A 23140-nucleotide genomic window follows, 5' to 3' on the forward strand; every position below is an offset into this window, starting at 1 on the left:
GGCGGCACCCCGGTGCCCAAGGGGCAGGAGGGGGACGGCGCCAGGAAGCCCCAACCCAAGGCACCCTCCCCCGGCCCGAGGGACCCACCCCGGCCTGAGCGAACACGGCGCCGCCGGCGGTGCCGGCGGCGACCGGTGCCCATGGTGAAGCGCGCTGGAAAATCGGCTGCCAAAGCGCGTTTCGCTGGCTTTTCCCACGCGAAGGCGTCTCGTTTTAGCCTTCGACACGGGGAAATCGTCTCCTGCTCCGCCACCGAACCGCCCGCCTCGGCCGGTCCGGCCGGAGGCCACCACCGTGCCAACGCGGACGGGAAAGCCCATCAGCCCCCTCGCCCGACCCGCCCGGACGCCCCCACCGTCGGCGCCCGGACGCCACCACCGTGCCGGTGCGCGCAGCAAAGCCACCGGCGACCGGAGCTCACGACGGGGCGCGCCCCACCAGCCGGAGGAACGCGGCCTCGTCCAGAACGGGGATCCCCAGCTCCCGCGCCCGGGCCAGCTTGGAGCCCGCCCCCTCCCCCGCCACCACGTAGTCGGTCTTGCGGCTGACACTGCCCGTGGCCCGGCCCCCCAGGGCCTCCACCAGCGCCTGGGCCTCGTCCCGGGTCATGCTGCTGAGGCCGCCGGTGAAGACGAAGGTCTTGCCGGCCACCCGCGCCCGCACCTCCGCCGGCACCCCGGCGATCCCAAGGTCGCCCTCGCCAGCGCCTGGGCCGCCCGCCGTGGCGTCCGCTGCAACGCCGACCGGGGCGCGCCCCCCGTCCCGGCCGGGCGCCGCCACCGGCCCCGCCGCCCGGGCCGCCGCCGCGCTGCCGGGCTCGGGCTCCCCCGCCGCCGCCCGCACCCCCGCCTCCGCCAGCCGGCGGATCAGGTCGCGGTTGTGGGCATCGCGGAAGAAGGCGGCGACGCTCTCGGCGATGCGCGGGCCGATCTCGGGCACGGCCGTCAGTTCGTCGGGCCCCGCCTCCATCAGGCGGTCGATCGTCCCGAAGTGGCGGGCCAGCACCCCCGCCACCCGCTCGCCGACGAAGCGGATGCCGAGCCCGTACAGCAGCCGTCGCAGGGGCCGCGCCCGCGAGGCGTCGATGGCGGCGATCAGGTTGGCCGCCGACTTGGGTCCCATGCGCTCGAGCTGGGCGACGGGCTCCGCCTCCAGCCGGTACAGGTCCGCCACGTCCCGAACCAGGCCCCGTTCCACCAGCTGCTCGATGAGGGCCGGTCCCAGGCCCTCGATGTCCATGGCGTCCCGGGAGGCGAAGTGGCGGATCCGCTCCAGCTGCTGGGCAGGGCAGGCGGCGTTGGGGCAGCGGGTGGCCGCCTCCCCCTCCACCCGCACCACGGGGCTGCCGCAGGCGGGGCAGCGCTCGGGCATGGTGAAGGGGCGCTCGGCGCCGGTGCGCGCCTCCTTCACCACCTCCACCACCTCGGGGATGATCTCGCCCGCCTTGTGGACCACCACCAGGTCGCCGACCCGCACGTCCTTCTCCCGGATGTAGTCGGCGTTGTGCAGGCTGGCGCGGCTGACGGTGGTCCCCGCCAGGAGCACCGGGTCCAGCACGGCCACCGGGGTCAGGGCGCCGGTTCGACCCACGCTGACCAGGATGTCCCGCACCCGGGTGCGGGCCTTCTCGGCGGGGAACTTGTAGGCAATGGCCCAGCGGGGGCTGCGGGCCGTGGTCCCCAGGGCCCGCTGCTGGGCCAGGTCGTCGACCTTGATCACGATGCCGTCGATCAAGTAGGGCAGCTCGTGGCGGCGCTCCGCCCACCCGTCGATGTAGGCGAAGAGCTCGTCCAGGCTGGTGCACCGCCGGGCATGGGGGTTGACGGGCAGCCCCCACCGGCGCAGGGTCTGGAGCACCTCCCACTGGCTGCGGGGGGCGGCCCCGGCGGCGGCCCCGGCGTCCTCGGGGTCGTCCTCCCAGCCGGCCAGGGCGTAGACCCACAGGTTCAGGGACCGGGAGGCCGTGACCGCCGGGTCCAGCTGGCGCACCGACCCGGCAGCGGCGTTGCGCGGGTTGGCGAAGGGCGGCAACCCGCGGGCCTCCTGCTCCTGGTTGAGGCGGCGGAAGGCCTCGAAGGTCATGTAGACCTCGCCGCGGACCTCCACCCGCCGCGGCACCGGCGCCTCGGCCGCCCGCAGCCGCAAGGGCAGGCTGCGGATGGTGCGCAGGTTGGCCGTCACGTCCTCCCCCGCCTCGCCGTCGCCCCGGGTCGCCCCGCGGACGAACCGGCCCTCCTCATACGTCAGGGCGATGGACAGGCCGTCGATCTTGAGCTCGGCCACGTAGGCGACGTCGTCGCCCACCACCCGCCGCACCCGCTGGTCGAAGGCCTCCAGCTCCTCCCGGCTGAAGGCGTTGTCCAGGCTGAGCATCGGCTCGGCGTGTTCCACCCGGGCGAAGGGCGCCGCGGGCTTGCCGCTCACCCGCTGGGTGGGCGAATCCGGCGTGACGATGGCGGGGAAGCGGGCCTCCAGCTCCCGCAGCTCCCGCATCAGGGCGTCGTAGGCGGCGTCGTCGATCTCCGGCCGGTCGAGCACGTAATAAAGGTAGTCGTGGTGCCGGATCTGCTCCCGCAGGGCCTCGGCCCGGGCCCGGGCCGCCTCCAGGTCGCCGGGCTCGTCGCCGGCACCGGCTGCGGCCCCCGCCACCGGCTGGCGCTGGTCCACGCTGATCCCCCCTGCCCCTGGACGAAGCGGAATGGCGCCGGGGCTCACGCCCGCCGCAGGTTGGCGTAGCGGACGATAAAGGTCTTCAGACCGGCATCGGGGAAGGCGATGGTCACCTCGGCATCGTCGCCCTCACCCCGGCGCATCACGATGGTGCCCTCCCCAAAGCGGGGATGGACCACCCGCTGGCCGGGCCGCAGCCCGCCGGCGTCGGTCCCGGACCCGGCGGGGGTGCCGGTCGCAGGCCCTCCGGCGGGCCCATCGCCGGAGGTGCGGCCCTCCGCGGCCCGCCCGGCCCACCCAACCGGCCCGCCCCGCCCGGCCAGCCCGGCCGGCCCCGCCGGCCACCGGCCCGCCTCGCGGCCGCTCCGGGTCCCGTTCCAGCCTCCCCGGGCGGCTGCGCGCCATCCGGACCCCAGGGCCGCGCCGCGCCAGGCCGGCTCCGCGCCCCAGCCGCCGGCCTCGCCGGGGGCCGGTTCGTCCCCGTCGGGCAGCAACCCCTGCCACTCCAGATAGCGCTCGTCGGCCTCCTCCAGGAAGCGGGAGGGCACCTGCCGGCGGGTGGCGCCGAAGAGGGTGCGCTGGCGGGTGAAACAAAGGTAGAGCCGCCGGCGCGCCCGGGTCATGCCCACGTAGCAGAGGCGCCGCTCCTCCTCCAGCTCCTGGGGGTCGTCCAGGGACCGGCTGTGGGGGAAGACCCCCTCCTCCATCCCCGTGATGAACACCACGTCGAACTCCAGGCCCTTGGCGCTGTGGAGGGTCATCAGGGAGACGGCCCGGGCCCCCTCCTCCAGCTGGTCCACGTCGCTGACCAGGGCCACCTCGGCCAGGAAGTCCACCAGCGGCGCGTCGCCCGGACCCCGCTGGCGCTCGAAGTCCCGGGCCACCGACAGGAGCTCCTTGAGGTTCTCCAGCCGGGTGGCGGCGTCGGGCGTCCCCTCCTGCTCCAGCATGGCCCGGTACCCCGTCCGCTCCAGGGCCAGGGCGATCACGTCGTAGGCGGGCCCGTGCTCGGCCGCCGCCCGCAGGTCGGCGATCACCCCGCCGAAGGCCATCAGGGCGGCCGCCTGGGGCCGGGTGACGCCAGGAATGTCCTCCGCCCGCGCCAGGGCGTCCAGCAGGCCCACGCCCTCCCGGTCCATGTACGCCTCCAGCCTTGCCAGGGTCGCCTCGCCGATGCCCCGCCGGGGGACGTTGACCACCCGTCGCAGGCTGATCCGGTCGTCGGGGTTCACCGCCAGGCGCAGGTAGGCCAGGATGTCCTTGACCTCCTTGCGCTCGTAGAACTTCAGCCCGCCCACGATCCGGTAGGGGATGCCCCGGCGCAGCAGGGTCTCCTCCACCACCCGCGACTGGGCGTGGGTGCGGTAGAGAACCGCCATGTCGCCGTACCCGTACCCCTCGGCGTGGAGCCGCTCCATCTCCCGGGCGACGAACCAGGCCTCGTCGTGCTCGTCGGCGGCGCCGAAGACCACCACCCGCGCCCCCTCGCCGTGGATCGAGCGCAGCTGCTTCTCCTTGCGCTGGGTGTTGTGCTCGATCACCGCCTGGGCCGCCGCCAGGATGGAGGCGGTCGACCGGTAGTTCAGCTCCAGCCGCACCACCCGGGCGTCGGGATAGTCTTCCTCAAAGCGCAGGATGTTGGTGATGTCCGCCCCGCGCCAGCGGTAGACGCTCTGGTCCGGGTCGCCCACCACGAACAGGTTGCGGTGCCCGGCTGCCAGCAGGCGCAGCAGCCGGTACTGGGCATGGTTGGTGTCCTGGTACTCGTCTACCAGGATATGGACGAACCGGCGCTGGTAGGAGGCCAGCACGTCGGGGGCCTCCTCCAGCAGCCGCACCGCCTGCATCAGCAAATCGTCGAAGTCCATGGCGCCGTTGCGCTGCAGGCGCTCCTGGTAGGCGGCGTAGACCATGGCCACCTGCTGCCGGTAGAAGTCCCGGTGCCGGGAGGCAAAGGCCTCCGGGTCCAGCAGCTGGTTCTTCGCCGCCGAGATCAGGGCGCCCACCGCCTGGGGCGGGTAGCGGGTCTCGCTCAGGTTCCGCTCCTTGAGGACCTCCCGCAGGACGGAGCGGCGGTCGTCTTCGTCCAGGATGATGAAGTTCCGGTCGTACCCGATGCGATAGCCGTCCCGGCGCAGGATCCGGACGCAGCTGGCGTGGAAGGTGCCGATCCACATGTCCCGCGCCTGGGCGCCGACCAGCTGCTCCACCCGCTCCCGCATCTCCCGGGCCGCCTTGTTGGTGAAGGTGATGGCCAGGATCTGGTGGGGCGCCACCCCTTGCCGGAGCAGGTAGGCCACCCGCCGGGTCAGCACCCGGGTCTTGCCGCTGCCCGCCCCGGCCAGCACCAGCACCGGGCCCCCGGGGTGGGTCACCGCCTCCCGCTGGGCGGGGTTGAGATCCTCCAGCAAATCCGTCAACACCATGACCTCCCGCCGTCCCTGCCTCCCGCGTCCCGGCCGCTTAAGGGCGGGGCCCGCCGGCCAGTCCCGTCGGCGCCCCGGGCCGGTCCCACCCCTGGCCCCAGAGGGGCTCAGGTTCCTCCAGCGCCGGCGGGCCGTCGACGGGCAGCACGACCCGCATCCGGGTGCCGCGCCCCGGCTCGCTGTCGACGTCGATGTGGCCGCCGTGGCTGCGGACGATGCCGTAGCTCACCGCCAGCCCCAGGCCGGTGCCCCCGTCCTTGGTGGTGAAGAAGGGGTCGAAAATCCGGCCCAGGTGTTCGGGCGGGATGCCAGGGCCGGTGTCCTCCACCTCGACGACCACCCGGCCCGGCTCGGCGCCGGCAAAGGCCCGCACCTTCAGCCGCCCGCCGCCCGCCATCGCTTCCAGCCCGTTGCGGATCAGGTTGAGGAAGACCTGGCGCAGCTGCCCCTCGTCGGCCACCACCGGCGGCAGGGGCTCGGTGACGATCAGCTCGATCAGGCAGCCCCGGGCCGTCTCGGCCATGCGCAACATGTCGACCAGCCGCCGCAAGAGGGCGGCCAGGTCGACCGGACGCAACCGCAGCCGGGGCTGGCGCGCCAGCAGCAGGAGATCGTTGACGATGCCCTCGATCCGTTCGATCTCCTGCAGGACGATGGCGATGTAGCCCGCCGTCTCCCCCTCCAGCCGGCGGCCGATGAGCTGGATGAACCCCTTGATGGCGGTGAGGGGGTTGCGGATCTCGTGGGCGGCCCCCGCCGCCAGCTGGCCCACCGCCGCCAGGCGCTCCGAGCGCCGGGCCCGCAGCTCCAGCTCCCGCTGCTGGGTGACATCCTGCAACAAGACGACGGCCCCGGCCCGTTCCCCCTCCGGTCCCACCAGGGGAAAGGCTTGGGCCGCCACCGCCAGGGGCGCCCCGTCCCGCCCCTCCAGCTCCAGCACGCGGGGCGGCAGGGGTTCCGCCGCCGCCAGCTGCTCCAGCAGCATGCTATCACAGGGGTTGTCGCCGCCCAAGGGACGGGGCGGCCGCATCGCCTCCGCCGCCCCACCGGCCCGCTCCAGGATGGCCGCGGCGGCGCGGTTGACCAGGGTGACGGTCCCCGTGGCGTCGACGGCCACGATCCCCGTGCCCACCTGCTCGAAGACCAGGTCCTGGAACCGCTGCAGCGCCTCCAGCTCCTGCAGCCGGGCCTGAACCTGTTCGAAGAGCCGGGCGTTGTCCAGGCTGAGGGCGGCCTGGCTGGCCAGCACGGCCAGCAGGTCGTTCTGGGTCAGGGGCGGCGGCAGGGGCTCGTCCCGCACCAGCACCACCGCGGCCAGCAACTGGTCCCGGGCCACCAGCGGCATGGCCATGACCCAGCGCCGCTGGCCGCCCAGCAGCCAGTCCGGCCCGCTGCCGGGCTCCAGGCGGCCGATCCAGGGTTTCTTCCCCTCCAGCAGCCGGTGGAAGGGCGGCTGCTGGAGGTCCAGCTCCCGGCCGGCCAGGGACGGCGGCCCGCCACGGACGGCCGTCACCCGGAGGGCAGTGGGCCCGGCGGGCGCCAGCCACAGGACCCGGCCGCCCAGGATCTGCCAGAAGGTGTCCAGGACCCGTTCGACCACCTGGTCGGGGCGCAGGGTGGCGTTGATCACCCGGGCGAAGTGGGAAAGGGCCACCACCGCCCCCGACGCCTGGCGCAACCAGATCGCCTCGTCGAAGCCGCTGCCGCGACCCTTGCCGCCGGACCCGCCTTCCCGGACGAACCGGCGCAGCTGCTCGGCGGCCACCGCCAGCTCCCCGGCCACGCTCAGCCCCGATTCGGGCCACGCGCCGGCGGCGGCCCGCACCCGGTCCAGCGCCGTCACCACCTGGGGGTCGAACCGGCTTCCGCTGCGGCGCCGGACCGCCTCCCAGGCGGCCGCGGCGTCCCCCCAGCGGTGGAGGGCGTAAAGGTACGTCTCGGCCACGGCCAGGATGCGGCTGCACAGGGGGATGGCGGTGCCCGCCAGCCCGTCGGGACCGCCGCTGCCATCCCAATGCTCGTGGTGGTGCCGGAGGACCCGGGCCACCGGTTCCAGGACGGCGATCCGCGCCACCTCCCGGGCCGAAGCCACGGCATGGCGGGCCAGCTGGGCCGGGGAGGGCTCGGCGTCCCCCACGCCCAGGGGGCGCGGCCCGCCGGCTTCGTGCAGGATGGCGGCCTGGCGCAGGTTGTCCACGTCCCGGCCCGCCAGGCCCAGGGCCTCGGCCAGCTCGGTGACCAGCCGGACCAGCATGTCGGCCCGCCGGACGGCCTGGGGGTCGGCCCGGAGGATCCCCAGGAAGCGGTCCACCGCCCGCTCCCGCAGGTAACGGGTCCAGAAGGAGGCCACGTAGTGGTGGAGGACGGTCAAGGCGGGAAAGGCGGCCAGGGCGGCCGGGGGGTAGGCGTAGCGGGTGAAGACCACGTACACGCCCAGCCCCAGCAGGGCGGCGGTCGCCACGTGCCAGCCGTCGGCCACCAGGTAGGTTCGCACCTGCTGCCGGAAGGGAATCCGCCGGTAAAGGGCAAAGGCCGCGGCGACCAGGGTGCCGTTGACCACGCCGAAGGCCACGGCGCTCACGAGATACGGGGTGACGGCGTCACCCGCCCCCAGCGGCATCCCCCAGCGCCCGCCCAGCAGGCGGAAGGCGCCGGCCGCCACCAGGACGGCCAGCACCGTCTGGCCGATGTTGAAGGCGGTGACCAGCCAGGGGGAGCGGCGGCGGACGGCCAGCAGGCTCCAGCCGATCACCTCGGCCCAGACGGGGACCGGCGGTCCCAGCAGCCACAAGGAGACCAGCACCACCAGCGAGCCCATGGACACGGCCTCGCCGCTGGGCGAATGGACCTGATACAGCTCCGCCACGAGCAAGGCGCAGCCCAGGACCACCACCAGGACCGACGGCGGCATCGGCCAGGCGACGGCCTGGGCGACCACCCCTGCCAGGCCCGCGGCGGCGACGGCTCCCATGTAGAGGGCCACCACACCCCTGGGCTTCATAGGAAGACCAGTTCGCTGGGCCAAGCGGCAACCCTCCCCCGTCCACCGGGGACGAACCCGCCACGCGAAAGCCGCGTCCGCGCAGGCGGACGCGGCTTTCGCGTCACCGGGTCCGGTGGCCGGGCCCCGGACCGCCCGCCAGGGCCGGGCCCTTGCAGCGTCGTGGCGCCGTCCCTTTACACCCGGTCGCAGCCCGTGTTTTGATGGTGCTGACGGGTGCGTCGGTGCGGGACGGCCGACCGCGGCGGGCCGGCCGCGGGGCCGGGTCAACCCCTTCTGCCGGACCGCGGCTCACATCGGCCAGCTGATCTGGGCGTTGACGATCACCGTCACGGCCGCCAGCACACCGGCCAGCGCCGCTGCCAGGCGGTAGAGCACGTTCCCACCTCCACCCGCGTCCGGCCGGTCCCGCCCCTCCCGCCAATCCCGGGCGGCGACCGGCCGTCTTGTGACCCGGCCCTTCACCAGCCAGGATACGACGCCCTTCCCGCGAATCCTCCCGAATCACGGAAAATTAGGACCGTCGTTCGACGGTTTTCGACAACAAGTCCGCTATGTAACATCCTTTCCCTGGATCGGCCTGGCGACTGACGCCGCCGGTGCCCCTCTCGCCCGGGCCGCTCGCAGGCCGGCCGCAACCGGCGTCGAAGGGTGACTGGGACCGGCGGGGGGCCCCGGTTCCCGGCCCCCTCACTCCCACTCGATGGTGGCCGGCGGCTTGGAGGTGATGTCGTACACCACCCGGTTCACCCCGTCCACCTCGTTGGCCAGCCGCCGGGCGATGCGGTCCAGCACCTCGTAGGGCAAGCGGGCCCAGTCGGCCGTCATCCCGTCCTCCGAGGTCACCGCCCGTACGGCCACGGCCTCCCCGTAGGTCCGCCGGTCGCCCATCACCCCCACCGTGGGCGTGCCGGTCAGCACGGCAAAGGCCTGCCAGAGCCGTCCCTCCAGGCCGGCCCGCCGGATCTCCTCGCGCACGATGCGATCGCAGGCCCGCAGCCGTTCCAGGCGCTCCGCCGTCACCGGCCCGGCCATGCGGATCGCCAGGCCCGGCCCGGGGAAGGGTTGCCGGTCGACGATGGCGGCAGGCAGCCCTAGCCGGCGCCCCACCTCCCGCACCTCGTCCTTGAACAGGTCGCGCAGGGGTTCGACCAGCTGGAAGGCCAGGTCCGGCGGCAACCCGCCCACGTTGTGGTGGCTCTTGATGGTCGCCGCGGCCCCACCCCCGCTCTCGATCACGTCGGGATAGGTCGTCCCCTGGACCAGGAAGGGGATCGGCCCCAGCTCGGCGGCCAGCCGGCGCGCCTCCGCCTCGAACACCCGGATGAAGGTCTCCCCCACGGCCTTGCGCTTGGCCTCCGGGTCCGACAGCCCCTCCAGGGCGGCGAGGAACCGGTCCCGGGCGTCGACGACCCGCAGGTCCATGCCCAGCCCCGCGAAGCTGGCCCGGACCTCTTCGACCTCCCCGGCCCGCAGCAGGCCCGTGTCGACGAAGACGCAGGTCAGCCGCGACCCGATGGCCCGGTGGACCAGGACGGCCGCCACCGCCGAGTCCACGCCGCCGCTCAGGGCACAGAGGGCCCGGGCCCCGCCCACCTGCTCCCGCAAGGCCGGCACCGCCCGCTCGACGAACCCGGCCATGCTCCAGCCGCCCCGGCAGCCGCAGATGCCGTACAGGAAGTTGGCCAGGATCTCCCGGCCCCGCGGCGTGTGGGCCACCTCCGGATGGAACTGGACCCCCAGCCAGCGCCCGCCGCCGCCCTGAACCGCCGCATAGGGCGATCCTTCCGTGCGGGCCAGGACGGTGAAGCCCGCCGGCAGGGCGGCCACCCGGTCGCCGTGGCTCATCCACACGTCGACCCGGTCCCCCAGCCCGGCCAGGAGGCGGCCCGGTTCCAGCACCTCCAGGACGGCGGGGCCGTACTCCCGGTGGTCGGCCCGTTCCACCCGGCCGCCCAGCTGGTGGACCATCAGCTGCATGCCGTAGCAGATGCCCAGCACCGGCACCCCGGCCTCCCAGAGGGCAGGGTCGCAGCGGGGGGCGCCGGGTTCGTAGACGCTGGCCGGCCCGCCCGAGAGGATCACCCCCCGGGGCCGGTGGCCCAGGATCGCCTCCAGGGGTGCGTGGTGGGGCAGGACCACCGAGTAGACGCCCAGCTCCCGCACCCGCCGGGCGATCAGGTGCCCGTACTGGGAGCCGAAGTCGAGGATCACCACCCGCTCGTCCGGTTCCACCAGGGACGTGGCGGCTTCGCTGCCGGTCACGGCCATCGCTCCTTCCTGCAGAGCGCCGTTGGGGTGCACGACGCCATTCTAGCAGGCGGGGCCGGGGAAAAAGCAGGCGGGGTCCCCGCCTGGGACGCGGGGACCCCGCCCGGATTCCGCCCACGGGTTCGGGCGCTGCGCCGCCGGTTCCGCGGTCCGCCCCAGGTTCCGGCGATCTGCCGGCGGCTGCGGCGGGCCGCACGGCCGGTGGGCCGGGCCGAACGGCCGCGGCGGACAGAGCGGGCTGCGACGGGCTCAGAAGTCCATGTCGCCCATGCCGCCGCCCGCCGCCTCCTTCTTGTCCTCGGGCAGGTCGGCCACCAGCGACTCGGTGGTCAGCACCATGGCCGCGATGCTGGCGGCGTTCTGCAGCGCCGAGCGGGTCACCTTGGCCGGGTCGACGATCCCGCGGGCGAACATGTCGCCGTACTCGCCCGTCAGCGCGTCGAAGCCCTCGTTGTCGGGCAGCTGCTTGACCCGCTCGACGACCACGGAGCCCTCCAGACCGGCGTTGGTCGCGATCTGGCGCAGCGGCTCCTCCAGGGCGCGGCGGACGATCTCGATGCCCATCCGCTCGTCCTCGTTCTTGGCCTCGACCTTGTCGAGGGCCTTGATGGCGTGCACCAGGGTGGCGCCGCCGCCGGGCACGATGCCCTCCTCCACCGCCGCCCGGGTCGCCGACAGGGCGTCCTCGATGCGGTACTTCTTCTCCTTCAGCTCCACCTCGGTGGCCGCACCGACCTTGATCACGGCCACGCCGCCGGCCAGCTTGGCCAGCCGCTCCTGCAGCTTCTCGCGGTCGAAGTCCGAGGTGGTCTCCTCGATCTGCCGCTTGATGACGTTGATGCGGGCCTTGATCTTCTGCGGGTCGCCGGCGCCCTCGACGATGGTCGTGTTCTCCTTCTCCACGACCACCTTCTTCGCCCGGCCGAACATGTCGGGGGTCACATTCTCCAGCTTGATGCCCAGGTCTTCGGAGACCACCTGGCCGCCGGTGAGGATGGCGATGTCCTCCAGCATGGCCTTGCGCCGGTCGCCGAAGCCGGGGGCCTTGACGGCGCAGGACTGCAGGGTGCCGCGGATCTTGTTCACCACCAGGGTGGCCAGGGCCTCACCCTCCACGTCCTCGGCGATGATCAGCAGCGGCTTGCCCCGCTCCACCACCCGCTGGAGGACCGGCAGCAGGTCGTTGACCGAGGAGATCTTCCGGTCGGTGATCAGGATGAAGGGATCCTCCAGCACGGCCTCCATGGCCTCGGGGTCGGTGACGAAGTACGGCGACAGGTAACCCCGGTCGAACTGCATACCCTCGACGACCTCGACGGTCGTTTCCAGGGTCTTGCTCTCCTCGACCGTGATCACGCCGTCCTTGCCGACCTTCTCCATGGCGTCGGCGATCATCTTGCCGATCTCTTCGTCATTGGCCGAGATGGAGGCCACCTGCTGGGTCGCGGCCTTGGTCTCGACGGGCTTGGCGATCCGCTTGATCTCCTCGACGACGGCGGCGACGGCCTTCTCGATGCCCCGCTTGACCAGGATCGGGTTGGCGCCGGCCGCCACCACCTTCATGCCCTCCCGGACCATGGCCTGGCCCAGGACGATGGCGGTGGTGGTGCCGTCACCGGCCACGTCGTTGGTCTTGGTCGCCACCTCCGTCAGGAGCTTGGCGCCCATGTTCTCGAAGGGGTCCTTGAGCTCGATGTCCCGGGCGATGGTCACGCCGTCGTTGGTGATGGTGGGCGAGCCGAACTTCTTCTCCAGGACCACGTTGCGCCCCTTGGGGCCCAGCGTGATCTTGACGGCGTTGGCGACGGTGTTCAGCCCCTTCTCGAGGCTGCGCCGCGCCTGCTCGTTGAAGACCAGCTGCTTCGGCATGCCGCTCTCCCTCCTCGGTCACTGCACGATGGCCAGGATGTCCCGCTCGCTGAGGATCAGCAGCTCCTCGTCGTCCAGCTTGACCTCGGTGCCGGCGTACTTGGAGAAGATCACCCGGTCACCTTCCTTGACCTCGAGGGGAACCTTCTGGCCATTCTCGAGGATGCGGCCCGTCCCCACGGCCAGGACCTCACCCTGCTGGGGCTTCTCCTTGGCCGTGTCCGGCAGGATGATCCCGCCCTTGGTCCGCTCCTCCTCCTCCAGCACCTTGACGACCACCCGGTCGCCGAGAGGGCGCAGCTTCACCGAAACGGTCCCTCCCTTGGGCTGCGGCTGAACGCTCACCGCCGTCCACCTCCCTGAAGTCCGGCAGGTTGGTCCCGGGGCGCCCGGCCACAGCGGTTGGATGATGGTTTGAGGTGTCGTTTCGGCCGGTGGGCGCAGCCCCCGGGCCGCGAGACGCCTGTCCTGTTAGCACTCCCTTGCGGGGAGTGCTAAGCCACCGACTATGGTAAGGCGGCCAGAAACGGTCGTCAAGCCCCGATTTGGCCGCCCCTCCCAATGTTGCCGCTTATCCTGTTCCCGGTTGACCCGCCGCTTATGCACCGGCATCGACCCGGCTGCACCGGCAGGCACCCGGCCGGCGCCCCCGGCGGAGCCGTTGGTCCGATTGGCGGGCCGGGATCACCCGGACCGGGACGCGCCCGCCGGCCGGTCGCCGCGGCCTTGATCAGCCGGGCTGAGCCCCGGCGCCGGGGCCCGCCAAGCCAGGGTGGGCGGGGCCGGGGCTGTGGTGACCGGAAGGACCCGGGCCGGTACCAGCGGGCCCGGGGCCGTCCCCATGCCCGTGGCCGCCCCCGTGCAGGATGGCCAGGGCATGTTCCAGCAGCGGCTCCAGGGCCTCCAGGCACTCGGCCACCCCCCGGGGGCTGCCCGGCAGGTTGACGATCAGCGTCCGGCCGCGGATCCCCGCCACCGCCCGGGACAGGTAGGCCATGGGGTTCTGCGCCCCCGTCACGGCCCGCATCCGCTCGGCCAGCCCCGGCACCACCCGTTCCACCACATCCAATGTGGCCTCGGGCGTCACATCCCGCGGCCCCAGGCCCGTGCCCCCGGTGGTCAGGATCAGGTCCGGGACGAACCCGCCGGCGGCGCCGCCCCGGCGAAGATCCGAAATGCCTCCCGGTGGCTCGCCGGCGTCCCTCCCGCCGCCCGGCGCCGCGGCCGCTCCGCCGCCCGGCGCCACGGTCGCCCCCCCACCCGGCGCCACGGCGGCCCCCCCGTCCGGCGCCACGGCGGGCCGGGCACCGGGCACCGGCCGGCCCGCTGCCACCGCCTCCAGCCAGCGGGCGATGGCCTGCCGGTCGTCGGGGACGACCCCCCGGGCCACCACGGTGGCCCCCCGCCGGGCCGCCCAGCGAGCCAGGTAGTCGCCGCTGGCGTCCTGGCGCCAGCCCTGGCTGACGCCGTCGCTGACGGTGAGGATCGCCACCTGCACGGTCTGCACCTCCGCCCCCGGCCCGATCCGCCCGGCCGGATCCCCGGGCCCGTTCGTCCGGTGGAACCCGCCGGCCCCGCCCCCCGGCGGGGTCATCAGGCCGGTCCGGCCCCGGAGCGGCCGCCGTCCGGCCCCCAAGGGCCGCTGCCCGGCCCCCCTTGGCTGGCGACCGGCCCCGCCGGGCCGGCGGCCGGCCCCACCGGATCGCCCAGGCTCTCCCAGGCCGGTTCGTCCGGGCGCACGTACTCGCCGCTGCGCCCGCCCGCCTTGCGCACCAGCCGGATGTCCTCGATCACCATGCCCTTGTCCAGGGCCTTGCACATGTCGTAGAGGGTGAGGGCGGCCACGGCCACCGCCGTCAGGGCCTCCATCTCCACCCCCGTGCGGGCGGCGGTGCGGGCGGTGGCCTGGATCTCCACCGCCTCCGGGCCCAACCGGAAGTCGACGCGCACCGCGTCCAGGGGCAGGGGGTGGCAGAGGGGAATCAGGCGGCCCGTCTCCTTGGCCGCCAGGATCCCGGCCACCCGGGCGACGGCCCAGACGTCGCCCTTGGGCACGTCGCCCGCCCGCAGCCGGGCCAGGGTGGCCGCCGCCATGCGCACCCGGCCCCGGGCCACGGCCTCCCGGACCGTCACCGCCTTGCCGCTGGTGTCGACCATGCGGGCCTGGCCGCGGGCATCCAGGTGGGTCCAGCCGGGCCCCGCCGCCTCGTTCACCAGGGGATCACCTCCACCTCGGCGCCGGCGGGCAGGCCGTCGATGTCCCGGGGCAGGTGGACGAGCCCCTGGGCACCGGCCAGGGCGGTGATCAGGCCCGACTTGCGGGGCTGGGGCCGGGCGCCGTACTCGCCGCCCCGCCAGATCAGGGCCACCGGCACGTACTCCTCCCGGTCCGGCGGCCGGCGCAGGGCCGTCTCCAGCCGTGCGCGGATCCGGGGGCCGGGACCCGGCTGGGGCTCCAGGCCCAGCCAGCGCTGGAGCAGCGGCCGGACCAGCAGGCGGTACACCACCAGGGCCGAGACCGGGTTGCCCGGCAGGCCGAACACCGGCTTGCGCCCGGCCATGGCGAAGAGGGTGGGCTTGCCGGGCTTGAGGGCGATCCCGTGGAGGATCACCCCCGGCGGCTCCAGTTCCGCCGCCAGCTGGGCGGTCAGGTCCCGCTCCCCGACGGAGCTGCCGCCGGAGATCAGCACCAGGTCGGCGGCCGCCAGGGCCTCCGCCAGGGCCCGGCGGAAGGCGGCGGGTTCGTCCGGAACGTAGACGGGGTCCAGCGGCTCGGCCCCGTCCTGGCGCAGGCTGGCGGTCAGGGCGACCCCGTTAATGTCCCGGATCTGACCGGGTCCCGGCGTCGCCTCGGGCGGCACCACCTCATCGCCGGTGAGGAGCAGTGCCACCCGCGGCCCCCGGGCCACGGTCACCCGGGTGACGCCGGCGCCGGCCAGGGCGCCCAGCTCCGCGGGCCCCAGCCGCCGTCCCGGCGCCATCAGGGCCAGGCCGGCGGCGGCATCCTCCCCCCGGGCGATCACGTTATCGCCCGGCCCGGCGAAGCGGTGCACCAGGAGCCAGGGCCCCTCCCGGGTGGTGTGCTCGAACATCACCACGCAGTCGGCGCCGGGCGGCAGCATGCCGCCGGTGGGGATCGCCACCGCCTGGCCCGGTTCCACCGCCACGGCGGCCGCCTGGCCGGCCAGGACCCGCCCCACCACCCGCAGCCGGGCCGGGCGCCCGGGCTCGATGCCCCGCAGGTCGCCGCTCCGCACCGCGTAGCCGTCCACGGTGGAGCGGTGGAAGCCGGGGACGTCCTCCGGCGCGTAGACGGGCTTGGCCAGCACCCGGCCCAGGGCCGCGGCTAAAGGCACCTCTTCCGCAGCCGCGGGCGGCCGGCCCGCGGCCCGCAGGATCCGCTCCCGGGCCTCGGCCACCGTGGGCAGCCGGTCCGTGGGGAAGGGCGGCCGGAAGGAGGGACCGGTGGGCTCGCCGGCCGGCTCCTCGCGGCCGGCACCCTCCTGGGCCGCCCGCTCCTCCCCCGGCCCCCCGGCACCGCCGGGTACCATGGCGTGAAGGTCCGACAAGGCGGGTCGCCCCCCGTCTCAGGCTTCGACCCGGATCAGCGTCGCCTCACCCTGGCCGCCGCCGCTGCAGATGGTGGCGATGCCGTAGCCGCCACCCCGTCGCCACAGCTCGTAGGCCAGGGTCAGCAGGATGCGGGCGCCGCTGGCGCCGATGGGGTGGCCCAGGGCCACGGCGCCCCCGTTGACGTTGACCTTCTCCGGGTCCCAGTTGCCGAGCTTCATGGTGGTCAGGGCGACGGCGGCGAAGGCCTCGTTGACCTCGAAGAGGGTGATGTCGTCCCAGCTCAGGCGGGCCTTCTGCAGGGCCCGCTCGGCGGCGTAGTACGGGACGGTGTGCAGGTAAGGGGGATCCAGGGAGGCCTGGCCCTGGCTCACGATGGTGGCCAGGGGTTTGAGCCCCAGGGCCCGGGCCCGCTCGCCGTCCATCAGCACCAGGGCCGCGGCGCCGTCGTTGATCCCCGGCGCGTTGCCCGCCGTCACCGTGCCGTCCTCTTCGAACACCGGCGGCAGGGCGGCCAGCTTCTCATAGCTGGTGTCCCGGCGGGGGGCCTCGTCGGCCTCCACCCGGGTGACCTCGCCCTTGCGACCCGGCACCTCCACGGGGACGATCTCCTCCGCCAGCCGGCCCGCGTCCATCGCCGCCACCGCCCGCTGGTGGCTGCGCAAGGCCCAGCGGTCCTGTTCCTCCCGGGTGATGCCGTACTCGGCGGCGACCCGGCTGCCGTAGACCCCCATGTGGCAGCCGCCGAAGGCGCAGAGCAGGCCGTCGGTCAGCAGAGCGTCCTCCAGCTCCGCGTGGCCCATCCGCGCCCCCCAGCGGGCCTTCCGCACCAGGTACGGCGCCTGGCTCATGCTCTCCATGCCGCCGGCCACCACCACGGCCGCGTCCCCCGCCCGGATCAGGGCGTCGGCCAGATTCACCGCCCGCAGGCTGGAGGCGCAAACCTTGTTGATGGTGTCCGAGGGCACCGTCACCGGCAGCCCGGCCTTGACCGCCGCCTGCCGGGAGGGGATCTGGCCCGCCCCCGCCTGGACGACCATGCCCATCAGCACGTAGTCCACCTGGCCGGCGGCCACGCCCGCCCGCTCCAGGGCGGCCCGGATCGCCACGGCGCCCAGGTCGACCGCCGGCACGTCGCGCAGCGCCCCACCGAACTTGCCAAAGGGCGTCCGCGCCCCGTCGATGATCACCGTTTCCCGCATGGCGCTCCCTCCCCAGGACCGGCCTCAACCCGCTTCGCGCCCGGCCCGCCCCCGGCCGGGGGACGAACCGGCCCCGGGCCGTGCCGCGGCCGGTCCCTACCGGGCAGTTCGGCCCCGCGGCGGCCGATCCCTTGCGGGGCGTGGGGGCCTCCCCGCCGGCCTAGGCTCCCGGCGCCGGGTGCAGGACGTGACCACGGATCGCCCCCACCAGGTACAGGCTGCCGGTCACCAGCACGGGCTGGTCCGGCCCGGCCTCCGCCACCGCCAGGGCCAGCGCGGCCAGCGGGTCCCGCCGGATGACCGCCGGCACCCCGCAGCCGGCCAGGGCCTGGGCCACCCGCTGGGCGGGCGCCGCCCGGGGCGAGGGCGGTTCCGTCACCACGGCCCGTTCGGTCACGGGAGCGAGGGCGGCCGCCGCCTCTTCCACCTGCTTGTCGTCCAGCATGCCGAGCACCACCAGGATCCGCCGGCCCGGCCAGAGGGTGGCCACCGTCCGGGCCAGGGCCGCCATGCCCGCCGGGTTGTGGGCGCCGTCCAGCCACAGCTCCCGGCCCTCCCAGCGGACGCGCTCCATGCGGCCGGGCCAGCGGGCGGCGGCCAGGCCGCGTTCCACCGCCCGGCGGTCCACGAAAAGGCCCCGGCCGCTGCCCGCGGCGGCCAGCAGGGCTGTCACCGCCACCGCCGCGTTGGCCACCTGGTGGGGGCCGACCAGGGCCAGCGGCAGGTCGTCCCAGCGGGCGGCCGCCGCCGGCCCGCGGTAATCCCAGCGGGAGCCGCCGGGTCCTGTGGACCGCAGCCGGTAGGTGGCGACGGCCGCCGGCACCCCGGTCCCGGGGAGCTCGCCGCCGGGCGCCGGCGCCGCCTCGAGGGGGGCACCCGGACCGGATGGGGCCGCCGCGGCGGCGCTGGGGGCGATCCCGATCCCCGGCGGCCCGGCGTCCTTCCCCGCTTCCGCGGCCGGCCGCACCTCCCACAGCGGTGCCCCCAGGGCGGCCGCCTCCCGCCGCAGGACGGCCAGGGCCGCCGGGTCGAGGGCCCCCGTGACCAGGGGCACCCCCGGGCGGGCGATGCCCACCTTGTCATAGGCGATGGCTTCCACCGTGGGGCCCAGCCGGTCCATGTGGTCCAGGGCCACGTTGGTCACCACCGCCACCGCCGGCTGGGGCACGGTGTTGGTGGCGTCGTAGCGGCCGCCCAGGCCCACTTCCAGCACCACGGCGTCGGGCCGCCGCGCCTGCACCAGCAGGAAGAAGACGGCCGTCGCCACCTCGAACTCCGTCGGCGGCTCGCCGCCTTGCTCGGTCATGGCCGCGGCGGCCCGCCGGGCCCGGTCCACCGCCGCGGCCAGTTCGACCCCCGGCACCGGCCGGCCGTCGAAGAGGAACCGCTCCTCGTAGTGGACCAGGTGGGGCGACGTGAACAGGGCCGTCCGGTAGCCGGCGGCCCTGAGGATCGCCTCGATCAAGCTGGCCGTGGAACCCTTGCCGTTGGTCCCGGTGATGTGGTAGACGGGCGGGAGCCCCTCCTCCGGGTGGCCGAGGCCGGCCAGCAGGCGCCGGACCCGCTCCAGGCCCAGGCGCATGCCGAACCGGCTCAAGCCCTGCAGGTAGGCGACGGCCGCCCGGCCCGCCCCCGCCTCGCCCGACGTGGTTCCCTGCAACCCCTGCGTCCCACCTTGTGCCGCCGGGCCGGTTCGTCCGCCCAGGGAGCTCAGGACCGGCCCAGCCAGTAGTTGGGGGGCTCCTTGGTCACCGTGATGTCGTGGGGGTGGCTCTCCACCAGGCTGGCGCCGGTGATGCGGACGAACCGGGCGTGGCGCCGCAGGGTCTCGATGTCCGGCGCCCCGGCGTAGCCCATCCCGGCCCGCAGGCCGCCCACCAGCTGGAAGACCGTCTCGGCCAGGGGGCCCCGGTAGGGCACCCGCCCCTCGACCCCCTCCGGCACGAACTTGGCCTCGCCCTCCTGGAAGTAGCGGTCCGCGCCCCCCTGCCGCATGGCGCCCAGGGAGCCCATGCCCCGATAGACCTTGAAGCTGCGGCCCTGGAAGATCTCCAGCTCCCCCGGCGCCTCCTCGGTGCCGGCGAACAGGCTGCCGATCATGACCGAGCTGGCGCCGGCGGCCAGGGCCTTGACGATGTCCCCCGAATACTTGATGCCCCCGTCGGCGATGACGGGCACGTCGAACTTGTCCGCCTCCCGGCTGCAGTCCAGGATGGCGCTGAGCTGGGGAAACCCGGCGCCGGTCACCACCCGGGTCGTGCAGATGGAGCCCGGCCCCACCCCGACCTTGACGGCGTCCGCCCCCGCCTCGATCAGGGCCCGCGTCCCCTCGGCCGTCACCACGTTGCCGGCGATCAGCGGGACCCGGGGATGGCGCCGCTTCAAGGCGTGCACCGTCTCCAGCACGTTGCGGGAGTGGCCGTGGGCGCTGTCGACCACCAGGACGTCGACCCCGGCCTCCACCAGGGCGTCCGCCCGCTCCAGGCCGGACGCCCCCACGCCCACCGCCGCCCCCACTAGCAGCCGGCCCTTGTCGTCCTTAGCCGCGTTGGGGTAGCGGATCGCCTTCTCGATGTCCTTGATGGTGATGAGCCCGCGCAGGCGCCCGGCCCCGTCGACCAGCGGCAGCTTCTCGATCTTGTGCTGCCGCATGATCTCCTTGGCCCGGGCCAGGGTGGTCCCCTCGGGCGCCGTGACCAGGCCGTCCCGGGTCATCACCTCGGCGATGGGCCGGTCCAGGTTCTCCTCAAAGCGGACGTCCCGGTTGGTGATGATCCCCACCAGCACGCCGCCGTCGCCGACGACGGGCACCCCGGAGATATGGTAGCGCGCCATGAGCTCCAGGGCATCCCGCACCCGGTGCTGGGGCGACAGGTAGAAGGGATCGACGATGACCCCGTGCTCGGACCGCTTGACCTTGTCGACCTCCGCCGCCTGCTGCTCGGCGGGCATGTTCTTGTGGATGATCCCGATGCCGCCCTCCCGGGCCAGGGCGATGGCCAGGCGGGCCTCGGTGACCGTGTCCATGGCGGCGGAGACCAGGGGGATGCGGATGCGCAGCTGCCGCGTCAGGCGGGTGGAGACGTCGACGTCGCGGGGAAGCACTTCCGAAGCGGCGGGAATGATCAGCACGTCGTCAAAGGTCAGGCCCTCGGTGACGATCTTGCCGGCGGCCTTGCCGGCGGCCGCGGAGCCGGTTCCTCCGGCGAGCCCGTCGCCGGTGGAACCGGCCGCGATGGGTTCGGCCCTCACGTCTCGCCCCTCCCCACCGGGGTTCCGGCCAGGCCGGGCACCGGCGCCGCCCGGCCGTCCGGCGCACCCGGGTTATTGGTTCCATAGGTAACACGGCGGGGAGGGCCTGGCAATGGGGGACGGCAGGGCGGGACGAACCGGCCGGCGGGCCGCCCGGGCCGCACCGGCGGCCGGGGCGGGCCCGCCCGTCAGGCGGGCGTCACCGCCTGCAGCCGCTGGGCCAGGTCGCGGGCCACCGTCCAGATGTCGCCGGCCCCCATGGTCAGGACCAGGTCGCCCGGCCGGACCGTCGCCAGGAGGTGCTCGATCAGGTCGTCCCGGCTGCCGATCAGCTCGACCGGCCGGCCCTCCTGGCGGGCGATGCGCTCGGCCAGGACGGCGCTGGAGACGCCGGGAATGGGCCGCTCGCCCGGCGGCGCGTAGATCTCCGTCAGGATCACCTGGTCGGCGTCGCCGAAGGCCCGGGCGAACTCGTCCATCAGGAGGCGGGTCCGGGAGTAGCGCTGGGGCTGGAAGACGGCGATCACCCGGCCGCCGGCGCCCCGCCGCTGGCGCGCCGCCCGCAGGGTGGCCCGGATCTCCGTCGGGTGGTGGGCGTAGTCGTCAACCACCAGGATGCCGTCCCGGTCGTAGATCACCTGGAAGCGCCGCTTGGCGCCGTGGAAGCCGGCCAGCGCCTGGGCCGCCGCGTCGAAGGGCACGCCGACCTCCAGGCCCACCGCCAGGGCGGCCAGGGCGTTCAACACGTTGTGCTCGCCCGGCACGGCGAGGGACACCTCGCCCAGGGGCCGGGCGCCCTGCCAGACGGTGAAGCGGGTGGCCTCCGGTCCCGCCTGCACGTCCCGGGCCCGCAGGTCGCAGTCCTCCGCCTCAGTGCCGTAGCGCACCACCCGCACCCGGGCCGGCAGGTCGGCCAGGAGGCGCCGGACCACCGGGTGGTCGCCGCAGGCCACCACCAGGCCGCCAGGCCGGACGTTGTCAAGGAAGCGGCGGAAGGCCGCCAGCAGCCGGTCGAAGTCTCCGTCGTAGTGGTCCAGGTGCTCCGGCTCCACGTTGGTCACGACGGCGATCTGCGGGAAGTAGCGCAGGAAGGTCCCGTCGCTCTCGCAGGCCTCCGCCACCACCCAGGGGCCGTCGCCCAGGCGCGCCGTGGCGGTCCCGAACTCCGGCACCTCGCCCCCCACCAGCACCGTGGGGTCGAGGCCGCCGGCCACCAGCACCAGCCCCGTCATCGCCGTGGTCGTCGTCTTGCCGTGGGTGCCCGTCACCGCCACGCCCTGCCGGTGGTTGAGGAGGTCGGCCAGCACCTGGGAGCGGTGCCAGACGGGGATGCCCGCCTCCCGGGCCGCCACCAGCTCCACGTTGTCGGCCGGCACGTCGGTGTTGTAGACCACCAGCTCCGCCCCGGCCACGTGGCGGGCGTCATGGCCGATGTGGACCTCCGCCCCGTGCTCGGCGAGCCAGCGGGTCCGGTCGGAGGGCTTGACGTCCGACCCGCTGACCCGGGCCCCCCGCGCCAGGAGCACCCGCGCCAGGCCGCTCATCCCGTAGCCGCCGATGCCGATGAAGTGAACTCGCTTGCCCGACCAGTCGACGGGGGGCGCGTACCCCGGTTCCTCCATCGCCCGTTCCACCTTCCCTGCATCTATGCCCCCATGAATTCGCATCGCCCCGCCCGTTCCCTTGTCCACCCGGCCCCGGCGGCCGGACGAAAGATCCACCAGCCACGGGCACACCGGTTCCTCCGCCGGCCGGGGCATTTCACGATGTATGCCGCAGCGCGCGCCGGTGTCACGAAGCCTGGGCCCCAGGGGGCTTGCGTCCGTCTCCCCCTAGGGGCTGCCTTCCGGCTCCCCGCAGGGGCGCGGCCGGGCTCCCCGCAGGACGCTGCCCGGCTCCCCAGGGCTAGCTTGGTGCCCCGGGCTGGAAAACATTCGCACCCCCGATGCCGGTGGAACCGCCCGGTCCCCACGCCCCCGCGCACGCCCGATGCCGGCGGGGCCGCCCGGCGCAAGGCCCCTCACGCCCGGCTGCGCAGGGGCCGCGCCGGCACGCCCCCCACCACGGCCCCCGGCGGCACGTCGGTGTTCACCAGGGAGTGGGCGGAGACGACGGCCCCGTCGCCGATCACCACCCCGGGCAGGATCGTGCAGTTGGCGCCGATCATCACGTTGCGCCCGATGATCACCGGGCCCGTGCGGTACTCGTCGATGAGGAACTCGTGGGCCAGCAGGACGGTGTTGTAGCCGATGATGCTGTTGTCGCCCACCTGGATGAGCTCGGGCCAGAAGACGTCGACCATGGCCATCAGGCCGAAGGCCACATCCCGGCCCACCCGCATGCCCAGCCGCCGGTAGAGGAAGTTCTTCAGGCCGAACCAGGGCAACACCCGGCACAGGGAGATGATGACGAAGTTCCAGGCCACCCGCGGCAGGCTCTTGGCCTCGCGCCAGTAGTGGAGGGAGTTGCGGCCCGGCGGCACCGGCCGCCGCTGCAGCCGCTGCTGGCGGGGCACCCCCAGTCCCCCGGCCTCCTCGCCGGACGAACCGGCCCCTCCGGCCCCGCCGGCCGCCCGGCCGGCCGCGACCAGGGCCTGGGACCAGGTCAGCTCGCCGCCCGGGCGGCCGGCCGGATGGCCCGCCGGATGCCCCAGGGCGTCCTGCCGGCCATGGGCCCCCCGGGCGCCTGGCACCCCCGGGGTGTCTGGGGAGGCTGGGGAGCCTGGCATCCCTTGGGCCCACCGGGGGCCCGGCGCCCCCCGGGCTTCTTGGGGCCGCCCCTGCCCGTCCGCGACCGCCACCTCGGCCATCCCTCCCCCTTCTGGCCCGGCCGGCGCCTTCGGGCCGGCGCCTTCGGACTGGCGCCCGGCCGGCCTAGG

At 74.5% G+C, this 23140-nt stretch carries 15 protein-coding genes; all 15 read right to left on the reverse strand.

Annotation, left to right across the window (positions count from 1 at the left end; all coding sequences use genetic code 11):
- Positions 1 to 418: 418 nt before the first annotated feature.
- The gene (gene ligA, locus ACYQ02_RS11140) at positions 419 to 2668 is read right to left on the reverse strand and encodes an NAD-dependent DNA ligase LigA (RefSeq protein ID WP_460040489.1); all 2250 of its coding nucleotides are present in this window, start codon (positions 2666 to 2668) and stop codon (positions 419 to 421) included.
- Positions 2669 to 2712: 44 nt separating this feature from the next.
- Entirely contained in the window at positions 2713 to 5097 is a 2385-nt protein-coding gene (locus tag ACYQ02_RS11145) for an ATP-dependent helicase (protein WP_460040490.1), read from the reverse strand.
- Between the two features lie 37 nt (positions 5098 to 5134).
- On the reverse strand, positions 5135 to 8122 hold the full coding sequence (locus tag ACYQ02_RS11150) for an ATP-binding protein (RefSeq protein ID WP_460040491.1): 2988 nt from the start codon (positions 8120 to 8122) through the stop codon (positions 5135 to 5137).
- Between the two features lie 267 nt (positions 8123 to 8389).
- Complete coding sequence (locus ACYQ02_RS11155; RefSeq protein WP_460040492.1) at positions 8390 to 8563, reverse strand: hypothetical protein; 174 nt, start codon at positions 8561 to 8563, stop codon at positions 8390 to 8392.
- A 225-nt stretch (positions 8564 to 8788) separates the two neighbouring features.
- Positions 8789 to 10363: a glutamine-hydrolyzing GMP synthase gene (guaA, locus tag ACYQ02_RS11160; RefSeq protein WP_460040493.1), complete on the reverse strand. Its 1575-nt coding sequence runs from the start codon at positions 10361 to 10363 to the stop codon at positions 8789 to 8791.
- Between the two features lie 255 nt (positions 10364 to 10618).
- Positions 10619 to 12238, reverse strand: a complete 1620-nt coding sequence (groL, locus tag ACYQ02_RS11165; RefSeq protein WP_460040494.1) for a chaperonin GroEL — start codon at positions 12236 to 12238, stop codon at positions 10619 to 10621.
- A gap of 18 nt (positions 12239 to 12256) precedes the next feature.
- Entirely contained in the window at positions 12257 to 12583 is a 327-nt protein-coding gene (gene groES / locus ACYQ02_RS11170) for a co-chaperone GroES (protein WP_006904573.1), read from the reverse strand.
- Positions 12584 to 12968: 385 nt separating this feature from the next.
- Positions 12969 to 13736, reverse strand: a complete 768-nt coding sequence (locus ACYQ02_RS11175; protein ID WP_460040495.1) for a MogA/MoaB family molybdenum cofactor biosynthesis protein — start codon at positions 13734 to 13736, stop codon at positions 12969 to 12971.
- Between the two features lie 95 nt (positions 13737 to 13831).
- Positions 13832 to 14395, reverse strand: a complete 564-nt coding sequence (gene moaC / locus ACYQ02_RS11180; protein ID WP_460040688.1) for a cyclic pyranopterin monophosphate synthase MoaC — start codon at positions 14393 to 14395, stop codon at positions 13832 to 13834.
- Positions 14396 to 14448: 53 nt separating this feature from the next.
- Positions 14449 to 15807, reverse strand: a complete 1359-nt coding sequence (locus tag ACYQ02_RS11185; RefSeq protein WP_460040496.1) for a molybdopterin molybdotransferase MoeA — start codon at positions 15805 to 15807, stop codon at positions 14449 to 14451.
- An 18-nt stretch (positions 15808 to 15825) separates the two neighbouring features.
- The gene (locus ACYQ02_RS11190) at positions 15826 to 17010 is read right to left on the reverse strand and encodes an acetyl-CoA C-acetyltransferase (protein WP_460040497.1); all 1185 of its coding nucleotides are present in this window, start codon (positions 17008 to 17010) and stop codon (positions 15826 to 15828) included.
- A 160-nt stretch (positions 17011 to 17170) separates the two neighbouring features.
- Positions 17171 to 18670, reverse strand: a complete 1500-nt coding sequence (locus ACYQ02_RS11195; protein WP_460040498.1) for a bifunctional folylpolyglutamate synthase/dihydrofolate synthase — start codon at positions 18668 to 18670, stop codon at positions 17171 to 17173.
- A 50-nt stretch (positions 18671 to 18720) separates the two neighbouring features.
- Complete coding sequence (guaB, locus tag ACYQ02_RS11200) at positions 18721 to 20262, reverse strand: IMP dehydrogenase (RefSeq protein ID WP_460040499.1); 1542 nt, start codon at positions 20260 to 20262, stop codon at positions 18721 to 18723.
- Between the two features lie 188 nt (positions 20263 to 20450).
- Positions 20451 to 21884, reverse strand: coding sequence for a UDP-N-acetylmuramate--L-alanine ligase (gene murC / locus ACYQ02_RS11205; protein WP_460040500.1), 1434 nt, complete (start codon positions 21882 to 21884; stop codon positions 20451 to 20453).
- 398 nt (positions 21885 to 22282) lie between these two features.
- The gene (locus ACYQ02_RS11210) at positions 22283 to 22990 is read right to left on the reverse strand and encodes an acyltransferase (protein WP_460040501.1); all 708 of its coding nucleotides are present in this window, start codon (positions 22988 to 22990) and stop codon (positions 22283 to 22285) included.
- Positions 22991 to 23140: the final 150 nt, after the last annotated feature.

The sequence above is a fragment of the Thermaerobacter litoralis genome (genome assembly GCF_054654595.1).

Bases quoted from the DNA above. Each gene is read 5' to 3' on its own strand.
- ACYQ02_RS11145 (WP_460040490.1), bottom strand. From the start codon at position 5,097: ATGGTGTTGACGGATTTGCTGGAGGATCTCAACCCCGCCCAGCGGGAG.
- groL (WP_460040494.1), bottom strand. From the start codon at position 12,238: ATGCCGAAGCAGCTGGTCTTCAACGAGCAGGCGCGGCGCAGCCTCGAG.
- moaC (WP_460040688.1), bottom strand. From the start codon at position 14,395: ATGGTCGACACCAGCGGCAAGGCGGTGACGGTCCGGGAGGCCGTGGCC.
- ACYQ02_RS11190 (WP_460040497.1), bottom strand. From the start codon at position 17,010: ATGCGGGAAACGGTGATCATCGACGGGGCGCGGACGCCCTTTGGCAAG.
- murC (WP_460040500.1), bottom strand. From the start codon at position 21,884: ATGGAGGAACCGGGGTACGCGCCCCCCGTCGACTGGTCGGGCAAGCGA.
- ACYQ02_RS11210 (WP_460040501.1), bottom strand. From the start codon at position 22,990: ATGCCAGGCTCCCCAGCCTCCCCAGACACCCCGGGGGTGCCAGGCGCC.